Below are 19,757 nucleotides of genomic sequence, written 5' to 3'. Positions count from 1 at the left end.
GATTCCTCGGGCCGGCTATGTCGAGCTGCGGCGGGGTTTTCGCCAGCAGGTGACGGGCACGGGTCCGGTGGAAAGCCTGATCGCATGGCGCGGGGACGCGGCCGGGGACAAGCTGTTTGCCTGCTCCGGGTCTGACATCTACGACGTCACCACGGATGATCCGCTTGGAAGCGCGGTCTATTCGTCGGCCATCAATGCCCGCTGGCGGTCGACTAATTTTGCCAACGACGCGGGCGCTTGGGCCATCGCGGTCAATGGAGCGAACACGCCTCAGAAGTACGACGGCACGAGCTTCACGGACGCGGCGATCACCGGAACGGCCGGTTCGATCACGCTCGACGACTCTGATCTTAGCCAAGTCATGGCTCACAAGCGCCGTCTGTTCTTCATCGAGGGCGACACGCTACGGGTCTGGTATCTACCGGTCCTGGCGGTGCAGGGCGCGGCGGAATTGCTGGATCTTGGTCCCATCTTCGACCTTGGTGGGCAACTTGTCGCCGAGGGAACGTGGTCTCTGGATGGTGGCCAGGGCATGGACGATATGGCCGTCTTTGTCACCTCGGAAGGTCAGATCGCGGTCTACCAAGGCCTCGATCCCTCGGACGCGGACAACTGGTCCCTGGTGGGCGTCTACAACATCGGAAAGCCGATCGGTGACAACAGCCTGATCAAGTGGGGCTCGGATCTGGCGATCATGACCCAGGATGGGATTATCCCCCTGTCTCAGGCCTTGAACAAGGATCGGACCGAGGCGAATAAGATCGCCCTTACGGCCAAGATCGCAACGGCATTTTCCACGGCCTGGAACAGCTATGGCGATCTCTACGGCTGGTCAGGCACGCTCTATCGGGCCGCGGTTCGCTGGCGATCTTCAACATTCCATCGGCTGAACTGGAAACGTCGGTTCAGTTCGTGCAGTCGATCCAGTCGGGCGCTTGGTGCAGGTTTACGGGCATCAACGCAATCTGCTGGGAGACAGCGAACGACGCGATCTACTTCGGCTCGACGGATGGCGTCTATCAGTGGGACATCACCGCCTCGGATGACGGGGACACGATCATTGGGGACGTGAAGCCGGCGTTCAGTAACTTCGGCTCGAACACCGAAAAGCAGTTCACGATGATCCGGCCCCTGATTAAGGCGCCGGCCATCATCAACCCGGCGCTTGAGGTGCTGACGGACTATAGGGAGGCTGTTCCCACGTCCATCCCAACGACGGAGTTCTCCTCTACTGACGTGGGCGACGCCAACGACATCCGTTATGATTGGACCAGCACTACGGCGATCGGCTATGTGGCCACGCCTAGAATGCGGGTGTCTGTTCTGGGAAATCAGAACGTCGATCGGGTCAGTTTTGACGGTATCGACCTGATCCTCACCGAGACGGGTGGGGACTTCATCATCACAGCGCCGAACCTGCCGCTTGACGTGGACGTGCAGTTGATCGGGTTTGACCTGATGTTCATCCAGGGGGGGCCGCTTTGAGCGCTCCCTTCACGCGCGGCGTGTTCGGCCGCGATCAGGAGCTTATCGGCTGGGCGTGCGACCGCATCGGATATGTCAAGCCTGAGCGGTTCTCGACGGGCTGCAATGCCATTGGCGTAACGGACAGCGAGGGAAACCTGAAGGCCGCAGCAATCTACAGCGGCTATGATGGCGACTTCCACGACATCGAGATTTCATTCGCCATGGAGCCGGGCTTCTACCTGTCCAAGTCGGCGATCAGCATGCTCCTGAGGTACCCGTTCGGTCAGCTAAAGTGTCAGCGGGTAACGGCAGCGACACCGCTCAGGGCGACCAGCACGCGCCAGTTCCTTGAAAAGCTTGGCTTCAAGCGAGAGGGCGTCCTTCGTCGCCGCTTCGGGACTGACAGCGCTGCGGTCTACGGCATCCTTGCCAAAGAGTGGGCTCGTAGCAAGTTCAATACCGATCGGCGAACCGATGTGCCTCCGCTTCCTGTGCGGAACCTGATACATGGCGAAAAAAGGCGGGTCGACCACTGTAGCGGCGCCTGATCCGGTTCAGACCGCGAATGCACAAGCGGCGGCGAACACGGCGACGGCGCAAGAGCAACAAAAGCTCAACATGGTGAACTCCTACGGCCCTGATGGCTCTGTCATCTACAAGGCCGACACGAGCGCGCCTGGCGGGTACGCCCGAATACACCAACCTCAGCCCCGGTCAGCAACAGCTCTACGACCAGAGCAACACAGCACAGAACGCCGCCCTCGGGATCGCTAACCAGCAGATCGGGCGTGTAGGGCAGGCCTTAGGCCAAACCCTGACCACCGATGGCCTACCTGCGCTATCTGGCGGATTCCAGGTGCAGCAAGCGCAAGGCGGCCCGATCCAGTCGTCATTCGACATGGGGCAGGCCCTTAAGTACGGCTATGATGCGGGTGGCGACATTCAGAAGTCGGTCGGCGGCAACCTGGACACGGCCCGCCAGCAGGCGATCGACGCCACGTACAATCAGGCCATGTCGCGGCTGAATCCGCAGTTCGAGCGCCAAGACAATGGCCTCGAAACCCGCCTGGCGAACCAGGGCCTCGGCATCAACTCGGCCGCCTATCAGAACGCCCGTGACCAGCTTGGCCGTCAGCAAACCGACGCCACGAACCAGGCTGTCTATTCGTCGATCGGCGCGGGTGAAGACGCGGCGAACGCTCTGTTCGGTCGCCAGCTCAATCAAGGCCAGTTCGCCAACTCGGCGCAGAGCCAGGCCAACACGCAAAACCTGCAAGCGGCCGGGTTCCACAACACGACGGCCGGTCAGGACTACAGCCAGAACCTCGGCGCGGCGCAGTTTGCCAACTCGGCTCAAAACCAGGGCTTTCAGCAGTCGCTCGCCAACGCCCAGATCGCCAATCAGGGCGCCCAGGCCAATGCGCAGTTCGGCAACGAGGCGCGCAACCAGGGCCTTCAGGAGAGGGCGTACATCCAGAACCAGCCGCTCAATCAGTTCAACTCGCTGATGTCATCGGGTCAGGTCTCGACGCCGCAGGGTGTGCAGTACACGCCGACGCAGGTAGGGCAGACCGACGTGTTGGGGGCTTACGCGCTCAACCAGCAAGCCCAGCAGGCCAATGCCAACCGCGCGGCGCAAGCCAACTCTGGCATGATGGGTGGCTTGTTCTCGCTGGGCTCGGCGGCGCTGATGTCCGACGTGCGCCTGAAGAAGAACATCGAGCGCGTCGGTACGCTGAAGCCGGGTATCGACCTCTACGCCTACGAATACGCGTGGGGCGGCGGCTCTCGGGTGGGCGTCCTGGCTCAAGAGGTCTTGGCGGTCAATCCGGCCGCTATCGTCAACGTTGGTGGCTACATGGCCGTTGATTACGCGGTGCTCTGATGGCGACGGCTCAAGTCCCCGCCAACATCGCCGCTGCGCTCCGCGATGGGCCGCAGACGCAATCGAGCCTTCGCCGATCGCAATATCTGACGAACGCGCTCCAGCAGATGCAGGAGGAGGGCGGCAAGAACATTCAGTCGGGCGGTGAGCTGGCGGCCAAGCTGCTCGCGACGGCCATTCTCAGCCGGCAGAGCAAGAAGGCTGATGCGAATGCTGTAACCGCGCTGAAGGCGGACCAGGACTCCGAGACGGCGGCGCTTATCGCGGCCCTGAAGCCCAAAGCGCCCGCCATGCAGCAACCATCGGCGCCGCAGCCACAAGCCCAGCCCGCGCCGCAGATCCCGCAACTTCAGCCGGTAGCGTTGCCGAACGCTGAACCCGCGCCGCCTCCAGTCTCGCAACTGGCGCTGAACCCCGACGTCGACAAGCTGGTCCGCACCGTGTGGGGAGAGGCGAGGGGTGAAGACCCGCTAGGCCAACTCGGCGTGGCGAACGTCGTGATCAACCGCGCGAAGAAGGGCGGGAAAGGGATTGCTGATGTGGTCCTTGAGCCGAACCAATTCGAGCCGTGGTCGAACCCTAAGACGCGCGCCCAGCTTGAGGCCCTGACGCCCGATAGCGCCGACTATCAGAAGATCTTGGCCAACATCGCGCCCGCCCTGCAAGGTCAGGACGTGACGAACGGCGCTGATCACTTCTACAGCCCGACCGCGCAATCCGCCGCCGGCCGCGCTCCGCCGCGCTGGGACAACGGTTCTGGCGTCGATCATGGGCGCCATCGGTTCTTCAACCTCGGCTATGGCGGCCAGGGCGCGCATCAGCGCCAGTCTCCGGCCGAGATGTTCCAGCCCCAACAACCTCAACAGCCTCCGGTGAACGTGGCCACGAATGGCCAGATTGATCCGTCGATGCTGCAAGCCTCCGCTCCTGTCAGTCCCTCCGGGGGCGGAGCGCCGCCCGCCGCGCCTAATGCTCCCCCAGCGGCAGCGGCGGGCGGCAACCCGTGGCCGACCTATCAGCCTACGGAAGCGGAAGTTGGCTACATCCAAGGTCTTCTGAATGATCCACGCTATCACGACCAGGGCGTGGCCGAGGCTCGAAAGCTTCAGCAGAAGATGACGCAGCCCGTCGAGGCCGACATCCAGACGATCAACGGCGTTCCGTTCTACGTCAGCAAGACACCGGGCCAAGGCGGTCAGCCGGTCATGATCCCGATCCCGCAGGGGGCGATGACGCAGGTCATGTCGGCGCAAGACGCGGGTCTGGCCTATGCTCAGCGCGGTTTGAATGTGCAACGCGATCCGCTCGGAAACCTGAAAGAAGCGCCTGGCGCGCCGCCTCAGGGCTATAACGCAGGACCGAACGGGTACGAGCCGGTGCGTGGCGGGCCTGCCGATCCGACGCGCCCGCAGCTTCCGAGCGCGGGCTATCAGTACGACAACGCCGGTCGCCAAGCCCCCATCCAGGGTGGTCCAGCCGACCCACGCGCGCCGGGCAACTACATCGAACAGGTCGGAAAGTTGCAACAGCAAGTTCGCCCGGTCGTGGACCAGGCCATCCAACTCAAGCGCAATATCGACGCGGTTCGCACTGGCTTCCAGCAGCAGAACGGCCCTGGCGACATCGCCATGGTTAACGGCCTCCAAAAGCTGATTGATGAGGGCGTCGTGCGCGAAGGCGACGTCGCCCTGCAACTGAAGGCGCAAGGCATTGAGGGCGGCCTCGCTGGAGCGCAGGCCTATCTCAACTCGTCTGGTACGTTCAACCCGAAGATCCGCCAGCAGATCCTCACGACCGCTGATCGCCTCTATGGGTCGATCAACAACAACTATCGCGATCGTGTTCTCGGATATCAGGGCATGACCAACCGCCTCTTGGGCGAGGGGGCGTTCGAGGACGTGTTCCCGTCGTCGGTGGCGCAGAGCCTTGGCTGGTCGCAGGCGCCGGGACAGCAGACTCCGCAGTCAGCTCGCCCGCCCGCGCCTAACCCGGCCGTCGTCGCCACGCCTGGAACCCGTGAAGCCGCGATTGCCGAAGCCCGCCGCCGAAAGCTGATCCCATGATCGATCAACAGACCGACGTCTCGAAGCTCTCCGACGCGGAACTGCTCGCACTGATCGGCCAGCAACCCCAAGCCCAGCCGGCTACACCCCAGCAAGCGCCTATGCAGCAAGGACCGGGCGAAGGGCTTGGGACCCAATACCAGCAACCGGTTCCGGTGCAGCAGCAGCCGTTGCCCGACCTGTCGCAGCCGCGCGAGCAGGCCCCGCCGGACTTTTTGGACGAGATGGACCAAAAGGTTCGCGCCCTTGCCCGTGGCGTGCCGGTGGCTGGCGCTCTGGCCGATGAGGGCAACGCCGCGATCCTGGCCGGCGTGGCGCCGTATGTCGAGCCCTTGCTGAAGAACACGCCGCTCTATGACCCCAAGTCAGCGATCGGCGATCTTCCCACGTTTAAGGATCGCTATGACGCTGCCCTGAACCTCCAGCGCTTCCGTGATGACAGCTATGACGCGGCGCACCCGACCGAGAGCAAGGTACTGCGCGGCGTAGGGACTGTGGGCGGCTCAATCGCGGCGCTCCCGGCCCTGGCGGCGGGCTCGTCTGCTCTCCCGGCGACGGCTGGCCTGCTTCCTCGGATGCTGGTCGGTGGCCTTGAAGGCGGCGCGGTCGGCTCGGCGCAAGGCTACGCTGAAGGGGCGGGCGGGTTCGATGACCCGTCGCGTCTTGGCGGCGCGGTCAAGGGCGGTATCCTCGGCGCTGGCGTTGGAGGGGCTTTCCCCGTGGCCACGACCGTTGGGGGGGCTGTCTGGCGCAACACGGGGCAAAAGGCCGTTGACGCGGTTCGCATGGCGCTGTCTGGCGCGAAGACCGAAAGCCAAGCGCTTGCCGAGGTCCTGAAAGGTGGCGCGGCTTCCGAGGCTGCGGCGACGGCGCAAGCGGCTCCTGAACTGGCCAGGATGGTTCGACGCCACAACGGTGTCGATTACCCCATTGAGGTCACCGGTCCCCGCAAGGTTGATCCTAGCGGCAAGGCTTGGGTCGAAGTGACTGGAGACACTGGGTCGGTCGGCTTCGTACCTGAGGCGGAGATCTTTCCTACGTCGGGTGGTGCGCAAGCAGCTTCCGCTCCCGGCGTTGCCGAAGCCGTGGCCAACGCCTCTGGGCCCATTCCACCAAGCCAACAGGCCGACGCCTACTCGCGCCTTGCTCTGGCTCTGGAGCGTCAAGGCCAGACGCCGGAACAAATGGCGGCGCGCGTCGGATCTATCGGGCCGAACGCCATGATCGCCGATACTGGCGATGCTGTCCGCACGCTAGGCCGCGACGCCTTCAACCGTCCAAGTGGCGCCGAAGACATCATCCGCAAGGCCCTGGAGGCTCGCCAGCGCGGCGTCATGGTCGATGGCGAGTTCGCCGCTCAGCCGTCATCCATGCGTATCTTGGACGCGGCGAGCGAAGGTCTTGGCGTGAACGGGAAGGCCTATTACGACGAGGCCGACAACCTGCTTGCCACGCGCAAGGCCGCGGCTCAACCCGCCTATGCCAAGGCCTACGAGGCCCAGCCCGTAGACATTGGAGAACTACGCGAGTTCGCAGGAACGCCGCTGTTCCAACAGGCCTATCAACGCGCCCGTGGGATCTCCGAAAAGGAATTCGTCACCCTGCCGGACGGGACCGAGGGCATCATGCCGCTTTCCGAGCGCTTCACGAACAACGAAGCGCTGGACTGGCGCACCTTGGACCTGATGAAACAGGGTCTCGACGACCTCGTGAAGGAGGGCAAGGTTCAGGGCATCGGCGCGAATGAACAGGGCGCCATCAAGCGCTATGCTGGTCGGTTCGTGGAGAAGCTGGACAGCCTGAACCCGGACTACAGGGCCGCGCGCGAGGCGTTCGCAGGCCCCACGGCGATGATGGATGCGCTGGAGGCTGGGCGCACGGCTCTGCGTGAAGACACGCCGGTCATGGCCAGGAAGATCAGCAACATGACGCCGGCCGAGCAGGACGCCTACCGCCTGGGGGCCTTCCAAGCCTTGAAGGACAAGCTTGGCAACGCGGACGTGACCTATGATGCGGCAAGGCAAGCGGGCGTTCTGAAGCCGAACCAACTGGAGCGGTTCAAGGAACTGTTCCCCGACCGCAAGAAGTTCGCCGACTTCGTGAACCTGATGGCGAACGAGCAAACCATGTTCCAGACGCGCTCGGCGCTGATGGGCAACTCGACCACGGCCAAGCAACTTGCGGCGATGTCCGAGAATGATGCCGGGCCGGTCGAGCAGATGGCTCAAGGCGCGGTGGACCTGAAGACCGGCAATGTTCTTGGCATCATCCGGGCGCTTGGTCGTGCTGGTGGCCAGCCCAAGATGAGCCCCGCTACGGCCGAAAGCCTCGCGTCGATCCTGACCAACACGGATCAAAGCCAACTGCCGATCGTGGTTCAGCACCTAACCGAGGCTCAAAAGCGCCGCTTGCTGGCAGAGGCCGTACGGGGTGGGGCGACGGTGGGGGCAGAGTTCCGGCGCGGCGAGCGCGGCTCAGCCGAAGCAGTAGCTCCAGGCGACCATCCCCGCCATGATGAGGCAGAAACCGAGGATCATTACCAGAACCCCGATCCCGGCGAACTGCCACTTGTTGAAGCGGGGAGGGCGATACCAGAGGGGAACGCCGCGCTTGTCGTAGAGGCCTGTCCAGCGCCAGCGCTTCAAAGTCCGGTGCTCGTCTCCGATCCGGTAGGGGCCTTCGATAACCTCGAACTCGGCGTCTATGATCTTAGGGCGCTTCGACTGCACGGGCGGGAACATAGCCGTAGCGGATCGAGGCGGATTATCACGACATCGTTACCGTGCAATCTGCGCGCTTTACATTCCGTGCAGGATGCGCGAATCTTGCATCGTCCGTGGTGAAGACGTCGGTTACTTCTTTTGGTGAAAGACCGGCATCGCTTGTTCCCGGACGCACATTTTGAGGGTGGTGTAGAGAGCGGTTACTTCTCCTGCTAAGAGCGAGGTCGCTGGTTCGAGTCCAGCCTGTCAGAAATGGCGGTAGCTCAGTTGGTAGAGCGCGTACGTTCCGCTTTCGCTTGTTCCCCCTCTTTGATGTTCGTCCGGTCAATCCAATTCTGTGGGTGGTGAAGTCTAGGATTTCTTCTTTGGGTCGCGGGTTCGAGTTCCCGCTATCGGCTTCGGCCGGTGTAGCTCAGCTGGGAGAGCAAAAGACAACGGCCTAGGCGTTTGTTCCCCCACTTCAGACCGGAGAGGCCTATGCGTCTGAATGTGACGCCCGCTCGATACCAAGAGCAAACCTTTGGCGGTGCCCCCGCCATGCGAATGACGGCCGAGCAAGCGCTTCGCCGTTCTGTAGCCTCATGCCTCCTGTGGGAACGCGAGTTCTACGAGGAAGGCGAGGACATCGCCAAGCGCATCCTGCGCCTCGCCAATGAGGTCCCGGCCGAGACCGTCGCCAACCTCGCCGTCGAGGCGCGATCGTCGTTCAACCTGCGCCATGTCCCGCTGTTGCTTCTGGTCGCTCTGGCCAAGCGTGGCGGCCCGTTGGTCGGTGAAACGATCGCCAAGGTGGTCCAGCGCGCCGACGAGCCTGGGGAGTTGCTGTCCATCTATTGGAAGGATGGCAAGCGCCCCCTGTCGAAGCAGCTCAAGCTTGGGCTGGCGAAGGTCCTGCGCAAGTTCGACGCCTATCAGTTGGCCAAGTACAACCGCGACAGCGCCGTGAAGCTGCGCGATGTGCTGTTCATGGTTCACGCCAAGCCCAAGGACGACGAGCAAGCCGAGGTCTGGCGCAAGTTGGTCGCGGGTGAGCTTGAGGCTCCGGACACGTGGGAGGTTGCGCTTTCGGGGGGCGCTGACAAGCGCGAGACGTTCGAGCGCCTGATCCGTGAAGGCAATCTGGGCTATCTGGCTCTGCTCCGAAATCTGCGGAACATGATCGAGACAGGATGCGACACGGGCCTTGTTCGTGACGCCATCGTGGCGCGCAAGAATGGCGCCCAACGCGTCTTGCCGTTCCGCTATGTCGCCGCCGCTCGCGCCGCTCCGCAGTTTGAACCGGCGATCGACCAAGCGCTGTCTGAGGCCATCGCCGACATGAAGGCACTTCCGGGCAAAACCGCCGTTCTGGTGGACGTGTCGGGCTCGATGGACGAACGCCTGTCGGCGAAGTCAGACCTAAAGCGCATCGACGCGGCTGCGGCGCTGGCCTCGATCATTCCGGGCGACGTGCGCGTGTTCAGCTTCTCCAACGCCGTCGTTGAGGTTCCGCCTCGTCGCGGCATGGCTGGCGTGGATGCGGTGATCAAGTCGCAGCCCCACGGCGGAACTGAACTTGCCGGTGCGGTGGCGGCGATCAACGCCCAAGTGCCGTATGACCGTCTGATCGTCATCACTGACGAGCAATCGACGAGCTGGCGTCCTGTGCCGCCTCCGAAGGCGCGGGGCTACATGATCAACGTGGCCAGCGCCAAGAACGGCGTCGGATACGGGCCGTGGGTTCATATCGACGGCTTCTCTGAGGCTGTTTTGAGGTTCATCGCTGAACATGAGCGGTGATGAACTCGAAAGAGGCGGCGATCCGCCTCTACGGCAAATGGGGCTGGCAAACACGGTTAGCGGATGCGCTGCACGTGGACGCCAGCTCCATACGTCGTTGGGTATCGGGCCAGATACCGGTGCCTGGTCCTGTTGAGGCTGCGGTGAACTGCTTTGAAAGGAGCGGTGCGCCGCACCTGCCTGAGACCTCCTAACCCGGCGGCATAATTCCCCTACTGATCAGGGGATACCATGGCCGAAGTTCTCGACGTCGAGGCCGAGAAGGCGAAGATCGAAGCGCAAAAGACGGCTGGAAGGTGGATCTCGGAGCTTGGGCTTTCCGAGAAGGCCCTTCAGCCATACATCGAGCGCGCCAAGAAGATCGTCCGCCGCTACAAGCGCGATGACGAGGCTGTCCGCGCCACCGTCAGTCGCAATCGTCAGTTCGCGCTCTTGTGGGCCAACACCGAGACGATCCGGCCGGCGCTATACGCCCGCCCTCCGCAACCCGTTGTGTCTCGTCGCTTCAAGGATGCCGATCCTGTGGCCAAGGCCGCGTCGGAGGTTCTTGAGCGCTGCCTGACGTTCAGCATCGACAAGAACAATCTCGACGGTGTGACTAGGGATTTGGTGCTGGACTACGTGCTGGTGGCGCGTGGCATCACCTGGGAGCGCTACGTCCCGACCCACGGGGCGATGGTCTATCCAAAGATCCCCGTTGTACAGATCACGACCGACGCCGGGGTGAAATACAACGACGACGAAGGCCGCGAGTACGAAGAGGATGACGTCACGGAGACGGACGATGGGTACGAGGCCTCGGGCGAAGGCTATGAGCCGGTCATCTTCGAAGAGAGCGTCACCGACTACGTAAATAACGAGGATTGGGGTTGCTCGCCCTCTCGGACGTGGGATGAGGTCACTTACGTCTGGCGCCGGGTCTACATGGACCGTGAGCAGCTAGAGGACCGATTTGGCGAGGAAATCGGCTCCAAAGTCCCGCTGGATTGGGGACCGCGCACCCAGGACCAAGCCAAAGGCCAGGACAAGGACGGCGTTAAACGCGCGGCGGTCTACGAGATCTGGGACAAGTGCAGTAAGAAGGTGTTCTGGATCTCCAAGTCCTGGAGCGCCCAGCCACTTGACGTGCGCGACGATCCTCTTGGCCTGGACGGCTTTTTCCCGTGCCCCAAGCCGCTTCTGGGAACGACTGGAAACGACAGCCTGATTCCGGTCCCAGATTACGTCTACTGGCAGGACCAGGCCGAGGAAATCGACGACCTCACCTCGCGCATCGGCAAGCTGGAAAAGGCCCTGAAGCTGAAGGGCTTCTATGCGGGGGAAGGCAAGACCAACCTCGACCAGCTTTTCAAGAACGATACGAACATGCTGATTCCGGTTGCCGACTGGATCACCATGAAGGAGGGCGGGGGGCTTCGCGGGCAGATCGAATGGATGCCCATTGAGCAGGTTGTGACCACGCTTCAGGCCTGTATCAGCCTGCGGTCGCAGCTCATTGAGGATGTCTACCAGATCACGGGCGTTGCGGACATCCTGCGCGGGGCAACGGACCCTGGCGAGACGGCTACCGCTCAGAGGATCAAGGCCCGCACCGGGGCCGTTCGCATCCGTGATCGCCAGAATGAGTTGGCGCGCTATCTTCGGGACGTGCTGCGGATCAAGGGGGAGGTGATCGCCGAGAAGTTCGGGATCGACACGTGGCGCGCCATGACCGGAGAGCCGCTGCCGACCGCCGAGGAGAAGGCGCAGGCGCAGGCTCAGATGCAGCAGGCAATGCAGATGGCGCAGGCCACGGGCCAACAGCCCCCTCCGCTGCCTCCGGGCTTCGAGGATATGATGAAGTCGCCAACCTGGGAGGACGTGCAAGCGCTTCTGAGCAACAATGCCATGCGCCAGTTCCGCATCGACATCGAGACGGACTCGACCATCGAGCCAAACGAGATGGACGAGCAGGAACGCACGGTGCAGTTCATCCAGGCGATCTCCGGGTTCTTCGCGCAAGTCGGCCCGCAAGTTGCGGCGCAACCGCTCTTGGCTCGCATGTTCGGCGAGATGATCAAGTTCGCCGCGCGCCGGTTCCGCGCTGGGCGCCAGCTTGAGGACATCATCGATAGCACGGTTGATCAGATCACCGCTGCGGCGAGCCAGCCGCCTGCTCAAACTCCCGCTGAGCAGCCTGATACGACGCCGATTGCGGTTGCTCAAATCAATCAGCAGACCGAGCAGATGGTTCAGCAGGGCGAGACGGAACGGGCGCGCATTGAGCAGCAGACGCAACTTGCTCGCCTGCCGATCGAACAGGCCGAGACGCAGATTAAGGGCCTAGCCCTTGTCAGGGACAACCAGCCGCAGGTCGTTGCATGAGCCAGCAGGGTTACCGCCAGGCCAGCATCCGCGCCATCACGGGCTCAACCACGGACGAGACCTACGAAGGTGACTGGCACAAGCTATTTGACCTCGCGTCGATCCCGGCAGGGACGTTCAACGAGCGCCTTTTGCAGTGGATCAACGCCAAGCTCACCAAGAGCTACACCGACGTGAACGAAGCGATGCAGGCGCTCGCCACGGCAAACGGCGCCTACAATTTCTCGTCTATGGGCTCGTTCGACGCCACCTGACGCGACGCCCTGAGGCGGCTTGGTGAGGGTTACTCTTTAGCCGAACCAACCCGCTTGAGGGCACCCATATGGCTAATCGCGTCGTTCATGAATTCGTTTCGCTGCCGGACGCCCAAGGCGCTTTCGTCTTTCCGGCCGACAAGGTGACGCGGACTACGGGGTCGTCTGTTGCCCTTCAGACTACGACGCGCGCAGTGATCGTCACGACCGACACGGACACGCGCGCGGCGTTCGATGCGTCGGTTGGCGCCGGAGACATCCCGCTTTTGGCGGTGATCACCAACCCGCCAATTCTGGTCACGCCGAACGCGGCTAAGACGATCTATTTCGCCTAGGCCCTCTGACAAATGACCAAAGCTCGCCAACTGGCCGCAGCGGCTTACGAGTTAGGTAGCGCTGCGCTTGCTGCCGGCGCCCTGCAATTGGCGCTTCGGTATCCGATGGATTATGTCACTGCCGCCCTTTCCAAGGGTGGTGGGGTAAACCCTGTCTTGGCCACACTCGCCAAGATCAAGGCGGCAGCGGCGACGTATGACGGTCAGAACCCCATTGAGCTGTCGGATATGGCTTCACCGCCGACGATCAGCTTTGCGAGCACGACGGATGCGTCGCTGACGGTGAAGGCCAATTGCGGCCAGAACCCCAGCCAGTTTCGCGTTTCGCCGGGGCGCAAGTACATCCGCAACGGTGGTGGTGGTCAGTACCGTCTCTATCTGGCGGGGCCCAACATCTCGCCATCCGCCGGGGGGCTCTCTGGTCTCGGGGCGACGGCCTACACGCCGAACCTGCGCGACAACGGCGAGAGCATCGCCAATGCCTATCGCGTGACCATCCGGACGGCGGCGCCCGTGGTCGAGTGGCAAGTTCCGCGCCCCGCGACGAACGCGCCTTACAGGATTATTGTCGATGGGCATTTCGTGGCGAGGGACGGCTATCTGCCAGCCACGGGTACGGCTGACGCGGTCGCGGGCTTCCTGAAGGCGGACTTTGGCTCCTCGGCGATGCGGACAATCACGCTTGAGATGCAATTCGCCAACGGGCCCATGCTCAACGTCTCTGTCGCGTCCGGGTATTCGATCGCCGCGCCGCCCGCTACGGCCCTTCTCGGGCTGTGTCTCGGTGACAGCCAGGTCGAGACGGCTACGCACGGCAACAATTCGGACGGTACCAACCCCTTCCGGGCCGGCACCAGCCATATGGTGCAGTTCGCGGACATGATCGGCGCGGAGGTCGAGAACGCGGCTGTCGGCGGAACGGGTTTCCTGAACAGGGGCACGACCGACGCCAGCGCGGACGGATCGGGCGGCAACCGAAACAACGTGCGCCAGATGCTGCCCTATGTGATGGGCGACGCCGATTGGGATTACGTGAACATCGCCGTGTCCCAGAACGACAAGTGGGTCGCCGGCCAGGCCAACGTCGAGGCGAATTTCATCGCGGTGCTCGACTATATCCGCACCAACTACCCCCGCACCGTGATCTTCCTTCATGGATATGTCTGGGGCGGCGCGGCTGACGCTACCGCTTTGGCGGAAGAGGCCCGACTATTCCAGATCGCCGATGCGCGAAACGATCCGGGGATCATCACCATTCCCCGCCGGACCAAGTCGGGCGGCCCGCCGATCACGGGCACCGGCTATGTCGGCGCTACGAACGGTAGCGGCAACAGCGACACGATGATCAGCGGCGACGGCATCCACCTTTCGCGGGAGGGGCAAAACCTGATCGCGCAAAGCGACATCGCAATCGCCCGCACGAAGTTGGCGGCCCTCTAACCCACACGCCCCCTCATCATCTGGCAGGGTCTCCTATCAGGCTCGGACGGTGTTAGCCGCACCGCCCGAGCCCACCACCCGATGGACAGGCGGCGCCTAGCGCTAGGCCGCGACATCCCCCTCACAGCATCAATCGTAAGCAAGCCGCTCACGGCTGATGCGTCTTCACGTCGCTTACAATCTAGAAAACTGGAGCACTGATATGACGCCTGACGAGTTCGTGACGCAAGGCCGTGAGGCGCTAGTCGCTGGAGAGGCCTGGCTGGAGGCCAATGGCCGCGCCAAGGATCTGAAGCGCGTCAAGAAGGCCCACGCGATGCTGGAAAGCGTCGCCCAACACTACGTCGGGACTGGTGTCGTGCAGCCCCTGTCTGTCGGTGGCGACAAGCCCCCGCCGCCTACCAATCCGTAAGGAGTCGGCGCATGATCTTCATGGCCTTCTTCATTGCCACGGCCTGCGTTCTGGCTATCTCGGCCTATAGCGCTTGGCATGATTTCCAGCAGTTCGGCGATGTCCTGGGGGCGGCTCAGCTTCTCATGGTCGTCTTGGGCTTGTCGATCATCTGCCGCTCCCCTGGCGCCGCCTGGGGGCGTCGGGAACATGATCTGGCTATCTGTCGTAGACCTGATGGCGCTCATGATTAGCGCCTACTGGTTCATGACTCGCCCAACGGCCTGGTGCTTCGTCCTGTGCTTCACGTTCATCGCGCAGTTGGTCGCGCACGCCGGTTTCTGGCGCGGCTTTTTGTCCGGGGCCACCGCCAGCTACGCATACATCTTGTGCCTGAACGTTCTCGCCGTGCTACAATTAGTTGCGGTTGGCTGGCCTGGAGCGCGACATGTGGCGGGAGTATTTGGCGCTCTTCTGCATGATCGCGGGGCTCGGGGTTTTCGCTTCAGTCATGGAGCGCATCAATGACCGCAGAGCTAAGGGCGCGCCTCGCCCGCGTTGAGGAAGACCTGAAGAAAACCCGTGATGAAGTCGAGACCCTGAAGCGGTTCAAGATCGTGGTCACCACGCTCTGGGCGGCAACGCTGGGCCTGGCCGGGGTCTTTGGGGAGAAGCTGAAGAAGGCGCTGGGCTTATGACCCGCGTCACCACTCAGCAATTCCGCTTCGCAATGGCGATCATGATCATTGGCGCCCTGGTGCTCTGCATCGGCACCTTGGTCTATTTCCCGATGCCGGCCGGCAACCGGGAGCTTCTCGCCACCCTCACCGGAGCCCTCACGCTCCTTGCCCGTGACGCCACGCGATGGGGTTTCCCGACGCGCGGCACAAACGAGGATGAAAAGCCATGACGCCTAGCGCCAAGATCATCGACTTCATCAAAGGCTACGAGAAGTGTCGCCTCACGAGCTACCTTCCGGCGCCAAATGACGTACCGACGATCGGCTGGGGATCAACCGGACCCGACATCAAACTCGGGATGACCTGCACCAAGGCACAAGCCGATGACCGGTTCGCGGCGGATCTGGCCAAGTTCTCGGCCGGCGTCTCCAAGCTTATCGGCGCGGCGCCAACGACGCAGGGGCAATACGACGCCCTCGTGTCTTTCGCTTACAACGTGGGCCTGGAGGCGCTCAAGACATCGACCCTCCTTCGGATGCATAAGGACGGCGAGTGCGAGAACGCTCGGCTCCAGTTCGCACGGTGGAATAAGCAGGCCGGGAAAGTCCTCAACGGGCTGACCAAGCGTCGCGCTGGCGAGGCGGCTATCTACAGGGGTGACGCGTGATCGCCGCCGCTATCATCGCCGTCTGGTCCAAGCTGTGGGCATTCACCAAGTCGCCGCTCGGCCGCCGGGTCGCCGTTGCCCTTGCCGTCGCCCTGGCGCTCTTGGGCATTCACCACGCTGGTTATTCAGCCGGAGTGAAGCACGAGCAAGCAGAGTACGCCAAGTCCATCGCCAAGGCCGAAAAGAAGGCCGCTGAGACCAAGAAGAAGTCGGACGCGATCACCGTGAAGGTCTCGACCGATCTGGCCACAGCTAACGCCCGCATCGCTACCCTTTCAACCCAGCTGAAATCGGAGATTCCCCGATATGTCACGCCTCAAGCTGATCGCCGCTGTATCGTCAGCGCTGGCTATGTCGAGCTGCGCAACGCAGCAGGTGCCGGTCGTTCCGCCGTTCCCGAAGGCGCCGGTCGATCTCTCGACGCCGATTCCGGTCTGGTCCTCTCTGACCTTGCCGAAAACGACATCGCGAACGCCACCGCCTTCAACACCGCCATTGCGGAAATAAAGGCGTGGAGGGCCTGGTACTCCCTTCACGCCGATCTCTGGATTAAAGAGTACGGGGCTCCCACGCCCTGACGGCTCGCCAGTTTCTTGCACTTTCTGCAAGTTATTCGGCTTGAGCCTACATCAAGGCCCGGTTCGCTTCGGCGTCCGGGCCTTTTCGCGTTTCAGGCCTCTTCGTCGACCCAGCGTGCTTCCTGCACAATCCGCCATGCCTTCAGCTTTTCGTCGCGCTGCTTGAAGGTTACTGTCTGGCCGTTCGGATAGAATGCGATGAGGTCCAGGCCCCACGGAAGGGAGTTATATACTTGCCAAAGCAACCCGATCCGGTGGATGATTCGAGCGCGTTCCAGGCAGCGTCTTTCGGCAATCATTCCAACGTTGTAGCCTTCCCGCTCACCGATGAATCGGCGGCCGGGGAGGTTCGCGTGGACCGCATCAATCAGTTTGCATTTCTTGACCTTGGTAAGAAGCTGCAAGCGCTATCGTCGGCGCCAGATGCCACCGTCCTGTCGGACAGGGTGTTCGCCGTCTTGAACGCCAAGTCAGCCATGAGCGATTTGCTAAGCGGCAAGCCTGTCCCGCTCGGCGTATCGCGCGCCAAGGCGGAAGCGCTGGGCTCGGCTTTGGAAAAGTTGATCGCCGGTCATTTGGCCAAAGAGGGCGGCGGCATCAAATGGGATGCCGATATCCCTGATTGGCGCTGGCACACTGTGACGGTTGCTGTAACGGCGTTTGAGACCGTTTTTAGCGAGGAAATGCGAGAGGCGGACACCTATCGCGTCCCGACGAGAGGTATCTATTCGACTTCCAAGCTGATTGATGCGGCTGACGAGACGTTTCCCGAAGACCTACGGCCCATCATTCCAGAAAAGACGCGCTTGGATTGGTGCGCGGCGGGACGATGCTTGGCGTTCAACTTGCTTTCGGCGTCTGGATTTCACGTAGCCCGTGCGGTCGAGGGGACCGTTGAGTCCTACTACCAGCTAGCCACCGGGAAACAGAAGACGCTCAATAGCTGGAACGACTACATCAAGGCGCTTGAGCCGCTTGTGACGGCTCCTTCGCCAGATGGAAAGTTGCAGCCGTCCGCGAAGGTCATCGGCGAGCTAAAGCAGATGAAGGACGACTACCGCAATCCGATCGTCCACCCGCGCGTTGTTCTCTCCGAACCAGACGCCAGGATGCTATTTGCCAACGGCGAGAGCGTTATTATCGCGATGGCTCAGGAGATTAGAGACGTGCAGCAGGCCACGCCGATTAACGCCCTTCTCTCGTTAGTTTCCGAATGACCGACATGGCGGATGCTGACGAGAAGCGCGACGAGGAGGCGTTCAATGCCTTGCTAGGCAAGATGATGAACACGCCCCCAAAGCCGCACGACCAGATGAAGAAGGGGCGCGAGCCGAAGCCCGCGCCCAAGGCCGACTGAATGTCAGCGCCTCAACAAGGCATTGGCGATGCGGGTGTTGAGATCGTCGGCTCTTCGCAGGGCGTTCCCGACATTAGCGCCGAGCTTTCTGTTCGCGCGCCAGTGCAAGGCGCGGACGTTGGCGAGGCTATCAGCACCGCCGAGAGCCAGGGCGATAATGTGATCGACCTCCCATCCGTACTCGCCCTGCTTTCCGTGGTGGTCCCACACGATCAGGTTCCCGTGAGCGTCGATGCGATAGTCGGCGGGAGAGACGCCCTGGATCGGGCGACACGATTGCCACGCGGCAATCTTCTTCTGTTCAGTCCAAGGCAGTTGGGATAAAATGTTCATGGCTTGCGCCGTCCTATGCAACGCCCCGTGAGGGGCAGGGATGGCATGTCGTTGTTCTTTCCAGGGAATCACGCGACATACCGGCGTTAGCCATAGCACAGCGCACGCCCGACTAGGAGTCGTGGCGTGCGCTGTTTGTTCTCACAACATGTAGACGGTTTTGGCCTTACGCTTGGCGGCGAGCTTGCGCGCCTTTTGCTTAAGCGTGCGCGCCTTCGTTAGTCCGCCGATAGGTCAGGCGCTTGCCGCCGATCATGCGAAGGGCTTCGTCGGTACGCATGGCGTCGTTCACGCCGAGCGCCGAGCGGTTCGAATAGCGGAAGTCAAACTCGGCGAGATAGCGGCCAAGGTGGGCCGCTGAAACGTGGTGGAAGGTGCCGTAAACGCCGCGCTTGAGAACCGAGAAGTAGCCTTCAACGGTGTTGGAGTGAGCGTCGCCGCGAACGTACTCGTCGCGGCCGTGGTCGACCATCTCGTGACGGGCGAACTCCTTGCCGAGACGCATGTAACCGCCCGCCGTGTCGGTCATTAGGTTCGACGAGCGGTGAACGTTGGTGAAGACCAGCGGGCGCAGCGTAGCGCCGGTGATGTTGGCGATGTGATGCGAGCGAGCGCGACCGTTACGCTCAACGAGCGTATGGACGATCTGCTTACCCATGCCGCCGATGTTCTTCGAGTTGCGCTTGGACTTGTGCTTGTTGGCTTCCTTGCCGCCGACATAGGTCGTGTCGGCTTCAACGGTCTTGCCTTCGCCGCCAAGGGCGCCGGGGTTGGTCTCGGTCATAGCCTCGCGGATGCGGTGGCACATGAACCAGGCGGTCTTGTAGGTCACGCCCAGCGTACGGCCGATCTGGTGAGCTGAAATGCCCTTCTTGCTGGACGACATAAGGAAGGTCGCCAGCAGCCACTTGTTGAGCGGGATCTTGGACTTCTCAAACACGGTCTTGACCGTGACCGTGAACTGTTCGCGGCAAGCGTTGCACTGATAGAGGCCTGGGCGGTGAGCCTTGCCCTTGAGGCCGGTGGCGTCATCCACAACGCCGCAATGCGGGCAGATCGGACCTTGCGGCCAACGGAGCGCTTCGAGGTGCTCACGGGCCTTGTCGGCGTCTTGGAAGATCGGCGAGGTCAGATTCATAGCGGCGGCTCCTGACAGCTAACTTAGCCGTCAGGACTGCTTTGTAAAGTATATAACTCCCCCACGGAAGCTGATCGCTGATCGGCGGTTCGCCCTTGAAGACGATCCCCCGCAGGCCGACCGTCACGGGCAGGGCGCCGCAGTAGTCCTTAGCGGCGCGGGGATGCTCATCATTGACGATCCACTGGTAGGAGGTCGGGCTCATAGTCTCTCGCTCTCCTTCAGAGGCTCTCCCGCCAAGATCCGCCGCACCTCCTCCCCTGCCTCTGCATCTGTAGGCTCACGGCCAAGGCGTGCGGCGAG

The 19,757-nt window shown here is 62.4% G+C and carries 22 protein-coding genes; 19 read left to right on the top strand and 3 right to left on the bottom strand.

What is annotated here, in order from left to right:
• The first annotated feature begins 67 nt into the window (after window positions 1-67).
• The 6 genes from ACHMW8_RS20240 to ACHMW8_RS20215 all read left to right on the top strand — a co-directional run bounded on the left by ACHMW8_RS20240 (window position 68) and on the right by ACHMW8_RS20215 (window position 8,258).
• A complete protein-coding gene (locus ACHMW8_RS20240) occupies window positions 68-1,072 on the top strand; it encodes a hypothetical protein (protein WP_395443567.1) in 1,005 nt (334 codons plus the stop codon).
• A complete protein-coding gene (locus ACHMW8_RS20235) occupies window positions 1,069-1,485 on the top strand; it encodes a hypothetical protein (RefSeq protein WP_395443566.1) in 417 nt (138 codons plus the stop codon). Before ACHMW8_RS20240 ends, ACHMW8_RS20235 begins: the two co-directional genes overlap by 4 nt.
• The gene (locus ACHMW8_RS20230) at window positions 1,482-2,015 is read left to right on the top strand and encodes a GNAT family N-acetyltransferase (protein WP_395443565.1); all 534 of its coding nucleotides are present in this window, start codon (window positions 1,482-1,484) and stop codon (window positions 2,013-2,015) included. The genes ACHMW8_RS20235 and ACHMW8_RS20230 overlap by 4 nt, the downstream gene beginning before the upstream one ends.
• 92 nt (window positions 2,016-2,107) lie before the next feature.
• Window positions 2,108-3,352, top strand: a complete 1,245-nt coding sequence (locus ACHMW8_RS20225) for a tail fiber domain-containing protein (RefSeq protein ID WP_395443564.1) — start codon at window positions 2,108-2,110, stop codon at window positions 3,350-3,352.
• On the top strand, window positions 3,352-5,415 hold the full coding sequence (locus ACHMW8_RS20220) for a cell wall hydrolase (RefSeq protein WP_395443563.1): 2,064 nt from the start codon (window positions 3,352-3,354) through the stop codon (window positions 5,413-5,415). The genes ACHMW8_RS20225 and ACHMW8_RS20220 overlap by 1 nt, the downstream gene beginning before the upstream one ends.
• Window positions 5,412-8,258: a hypothetical protein gene (locus tag ACHMW8_RS20215; protein ID WP_395443562.1), complete on the top strand. Its 2,847-nt coding sequence runs from the start codon at window positions 5,412-5,414 to the stop codon at window positions 8,256-8,258. The genes ACHMW8_RS20220 and ACHMW8_RS20215 overlap by 4 nt, the downstream gene beginning before the upstream one ends.
• Before the next feature lie 459 nt (window positions 8,259-8,717).
• Here the strand turns inward: ACHMW8_RS20215 and ACHMW8_RS20210 are convergent, their stop codons facing one another.
• Window positions 8,718-8,858: a hypothetical protein gene (locus ACHMW8_RS20210; RefSeq protein ID WP_395443561.1), complete on the bottom strand. Its 141-nt coding sequence runs from the start codon at window positions 8,856-8,858 to the stop codon at window positions 8,718-8,720.
• Window positions 8,859-8,927: 69 nt separating this feature from the next.
• On the opposite strand from ACHMW8_RS20210, the gene ACHMW8_RS20205 reads away from it, so the two are divergent.
• The 13 genes from ACHMW8_RS20205 (at window position 8,928) to ACHMW8_RS20145 (ending at window position 17,983) form a co-directional block, all read left to right on the top strand.
• Window positions 8,928-9,917, top strand: a complete 990-nt coding sequence (locus ACHMW8_RS20205; RefSeq protein ID WP_395443560.1) for a TROVE domain-containing protein — start codon at window positions 8,928-8,930, stop codon at window positions 9,915-9,917.
• Window positions 9,918-10,148: 231 nt separating this feature from the next.
• Entirely contained in the window at window positions 10,149-12,281 is a 2,133-nt protein-coding gene (locus ACHMW8_RS20200) for a hypothetical protein (protein WP_395443559.1), read from the top strand.
• Complete coding sequence (locus ACHMW8_RS20195) at window positions 12,278-12,535, top strand: hypothetical protein (RefSeq protein WP_395443558.1); 258 nt, start codon at window positions 12,278-12,280, stop codon at window positions 12,533-12,535. Before ACHMW8_RS20200 ends, ACHMW8_RS20195 begins: the two co-directional genes overlap by 4 nt.
• A gap of 68 nt (window positions 12,536-12,603) precedes the next feature.
• Window positions 12,604-12,870: a hypothetical protein gene (locus ACHMW8_RS20190; RefSeq protein ID WP_395443557.1), complete on the top strand. Its 267-nt coding sequence runs from the start codon at window positions 12,604-12,606 to the stop codon at window positions 12,868-12,870.
• A 12-nt stretch (window positions 12,871-12,882) separates the two neighbouring features.
• A complete protein-coding gene (locus ACHMW8_RS20185; RefSeq protein WP_395443556.1) occupies window positions 12,883-14,310 on the top strand; it encodes an SGNH/GDSL hydrolase family protein in 1,428 nt (475 codons plus the stop codon).
• A 202-nt stretch (window positions 14,311-14,512) separates the two neighbouring features.
• Window positions 14,513-14,722, top strand: a complete 210-nt coding sequence (locus tag ACHMW8_RS20180) for a hypothetical protein (RefSeq protein WP_395443555.1) — start codon at window positions 14,513-14,515, stop codon at window positions 14,720-14,722.
• An 11-nt stretch (window positions 14,723-14,733) separates the two neighbouring features.
• Window positions 14,734-14,955: a hypothetical protein gene (locus ACHMW8_RS20175; protein ID WP_395443554.1), complete on the top strand. Its 222-nt coding sequence runs from the start codon at window positions 14,734-14,736 to the stop codon at window positions 14,953-14,955.
• A gap of 270 nt (window positions 14,956-15,225) precedes the next feature.
• A complete protein-coding gene (locus tag ACHMW8_RS20170) occupies window positions 15,226-15,399 on the top strand; it encodes a hypothetical protein (protein WP_395443553.1) in 174 nt (57 codons plus the stop codon).
• The gene (locus ACHMW8_RS20165) at window positions 15,396-15,611 is read left to right on the top strand and encodes a hypothetical protein (RefSeq protein WP_395443552.1); all 216 of its coding nucleotides are present in this window, start codon (window positions 15,396-15,398) and stop codon (window positions 15,609-15,611) included. The genes ACHMW8_RS20170 and ACHMW8_RS20165 overlap by 4 nt, the downstream gene beginning before the upstream one ends.
• The gene (locus tag ACHMW8_RS20160; RefSeq protein ID WP_395443551.1) at window positions 15,608-16,048 is read left to right on the top strand and encodes a lysozyme; all 441 of its coding nucleotides are present in this window, start codon (window positions 15,608-15,610) and stop codon (window positions 16,046-16,048) included. The genes ACHMW8_RS20165 and ACHMW8_RS20160 overlap by 4 nt, the downstream gene beginning before the upstream one ends.
• Window positions 16,045-16,626, top strand: a complete 582-nt coding sequence (locus ACHMW8_RS20155; protein WP_395443550.1) for a hypothetical protein — start codon at window positions 16,045-16,047, stop codon at window positions 16,624-16,626. Before ACHMW8_RS20160 ends, ACHMW8_RS20155 begins: the two co-directional genes overlap by 4 nt.
• 233 nt (window positions 16,627-16,859) lie before the next feature.
• A complete protein-coding gene (locus ACHMW8_RS20150; RefSeq protein WP_395443549.1) occupies window positions 16,860-17,843 on the top strand; it encodes a hypothetical protein in 984 nt (327 codons plus the stop codon).
• A 5-nt stretch (window positions 17,844-17,848) separates the two neighbouring features.
• Window positions 17,849-17,983 carry a hypothetical protein gene (locus ACHMW8_RS20145; RefSeq protein WP_395443548.1) on the top strand — a complete coding sequence of 45 codons (135 nt, stop codon included), beginning with the start codon at window positions 17,849-17,851 and terminating at the stop codon, window positions 17,981-17,983.
• Between the two features lie 3 nt (window positions 17,984-17,986).
• On the opposite strand, the gene ACHMW8_RS20140 is transcribed toward ACHMW8_RS20145, so the two are convergent.
• On the bottom strand, window positions 17,987-18,316 hold the full coding sequence (locus ACHMW8_RS20140; protein WP_395443547.1) for an HNH endonuclease signature motif containing protein: 330 nt from the start codon (window positions 18,314-18,316) through the stop codon (window positions 17,987-17,989).
• Between the two features lie 199 nt (window positions 18,317-18,515).
• Window positions 18,516-19,454 carry an IS1595 family transposase gene (locus ACHMW8_RS20135; protein ID WP_395443546.1) on the bottom strand — a complete coding sequence of 313 codons (939 nt, stop codon included), beginning with the start codon at window positions 19,452-19,454 and terminating at the stop codon, window positions 18,516-18,518.
• Window positions 19,455-19,757 lie beyond the last annotated feature (303 nt).

The organism is Caulobacter sp. UC70_42 (assembly GCF_044056025.1).
Taxonomy (GTDB): domain Bacteria; phylum Pseudomonadota; class Alphaproteobacteria; order Caulobacterales; family Caulobacteraceae; genus Caulobacter.
The sequence above is the reverse complement of the archived record's forward strand: the minus strand, read 5'-3'. Positions and strand labels throughout refer to the sequence as shown.

Coding starts and splice junctions, on each gene's coding strand:
- ACHMW8_RS20225 (WP_395443564.1), top strand. CDS start 2,108: ATGGCTCTGTCATCTACAAGGCCGACACGAGCGCGCCTGGCGGGTACG.
- ACHMW8_RS20220 (WP_395443563.1), top strand. CDS start 3,352: ATGGCGACGGCTCAAGTCCCCGCCAACATCGCCGCTGCGCTCCGCGAT.
- ACHMW8_RS20215 (WP_395443562.1), top strand. CDS start 5,412: ATGATCGATCAACAGACCGACGTCTCGAAGCTCTCCGACGCGGAACTG.
- ACHMW8_RS20210 (WP_395443561.1), bottom strand. CDS start 8,858: ATGGCGCAGGTTGAACGACGATCGCGCCTCGACGGCGAGGTTGGCGAC.
- ACHMW8_RS20200 (WP_395443559.1), top strand. CDS start 10,149: ATGGCCGAAGTTCTCGACGTCGAGGCCGAGAAGGCGAAGATCGAAGCG.
- ACHMW8_RS20195 (WP_395443558.1), top strand. CDS start 12,278: ATGAGCCAGCAGGGTTACCGCCAGGCCAGCATCCGCGCCATCACGGGC.
- ACHMW8_RS20190 (WP_395443557.1), top strand. CDS start 12,604: ATGGCTAATCGCGTCGTTCATGAATTCGTTTCGCTGCCGGACGCCCAA.
- ACHMW8_RS20185 (WP_395443556.1), top strand. CDS start 12,883: ATGACCAAAGCTCGCCAACTGGCCGCAGCGGCTTACGAGTTAGGTAGC.
- ACHMW8_RS20180 (WP_395443555.1), top strand. CDS start 14,513: ATGACGCCTGACGAGTTCGTGACGCAAGGCCGTGAGGCGCTAGTCGCT.
- ACHMW8_RS20175 (WP_395443554.1), top strand. CDS start 14,734: ATGATCTTCATGGCCTTCTTCATTGCCACGGCCTGCGTTCTGGCTATC.
- ACHMW8_RS20170 (WP_395443553.1), top strand. CDS start 15,226: ATGACCGCAGAGCTAAGGGCGCGCCTCGCCCGCGTTGAGGAAGACCTG.
- ACHMW8_RS20165 (WP_395443552.1), top strand. CDS start 15,396: ATGACCCGCGTCACCACTCAGCAATTCCGCTTCGCAATGGCGATCATG.
- ACHMW8_RS20160 (WP_395443551.1), top strand. CDS start 15,608: ATGACGCCTAGCGCCAAGATCATCGACTTCATCAAAGGCTACGAGAAG.
- ACHMW8_RS20145 (WP_395443548.1), top strand. CDS start 17,849: ATGGCGGATGCTGACGAGAAGCGCGACGAGGAGGCGTTCAATGCCTTG.
- ACHMW8_RS20140 (WP_395443547.1), bottom strand. CDS start 18,316: ATGAACATTTTATCCCAACTGCCTTGGACTGAACAGAAGAAGATTGCC.
- ACHMW8_RS20135 (WP_395443546.1), bottom strand. CDS start 19,454: ATGAATCTGACCTCGCCGATCTTCCAAGACGCCGACAAGGCCCGTGAG.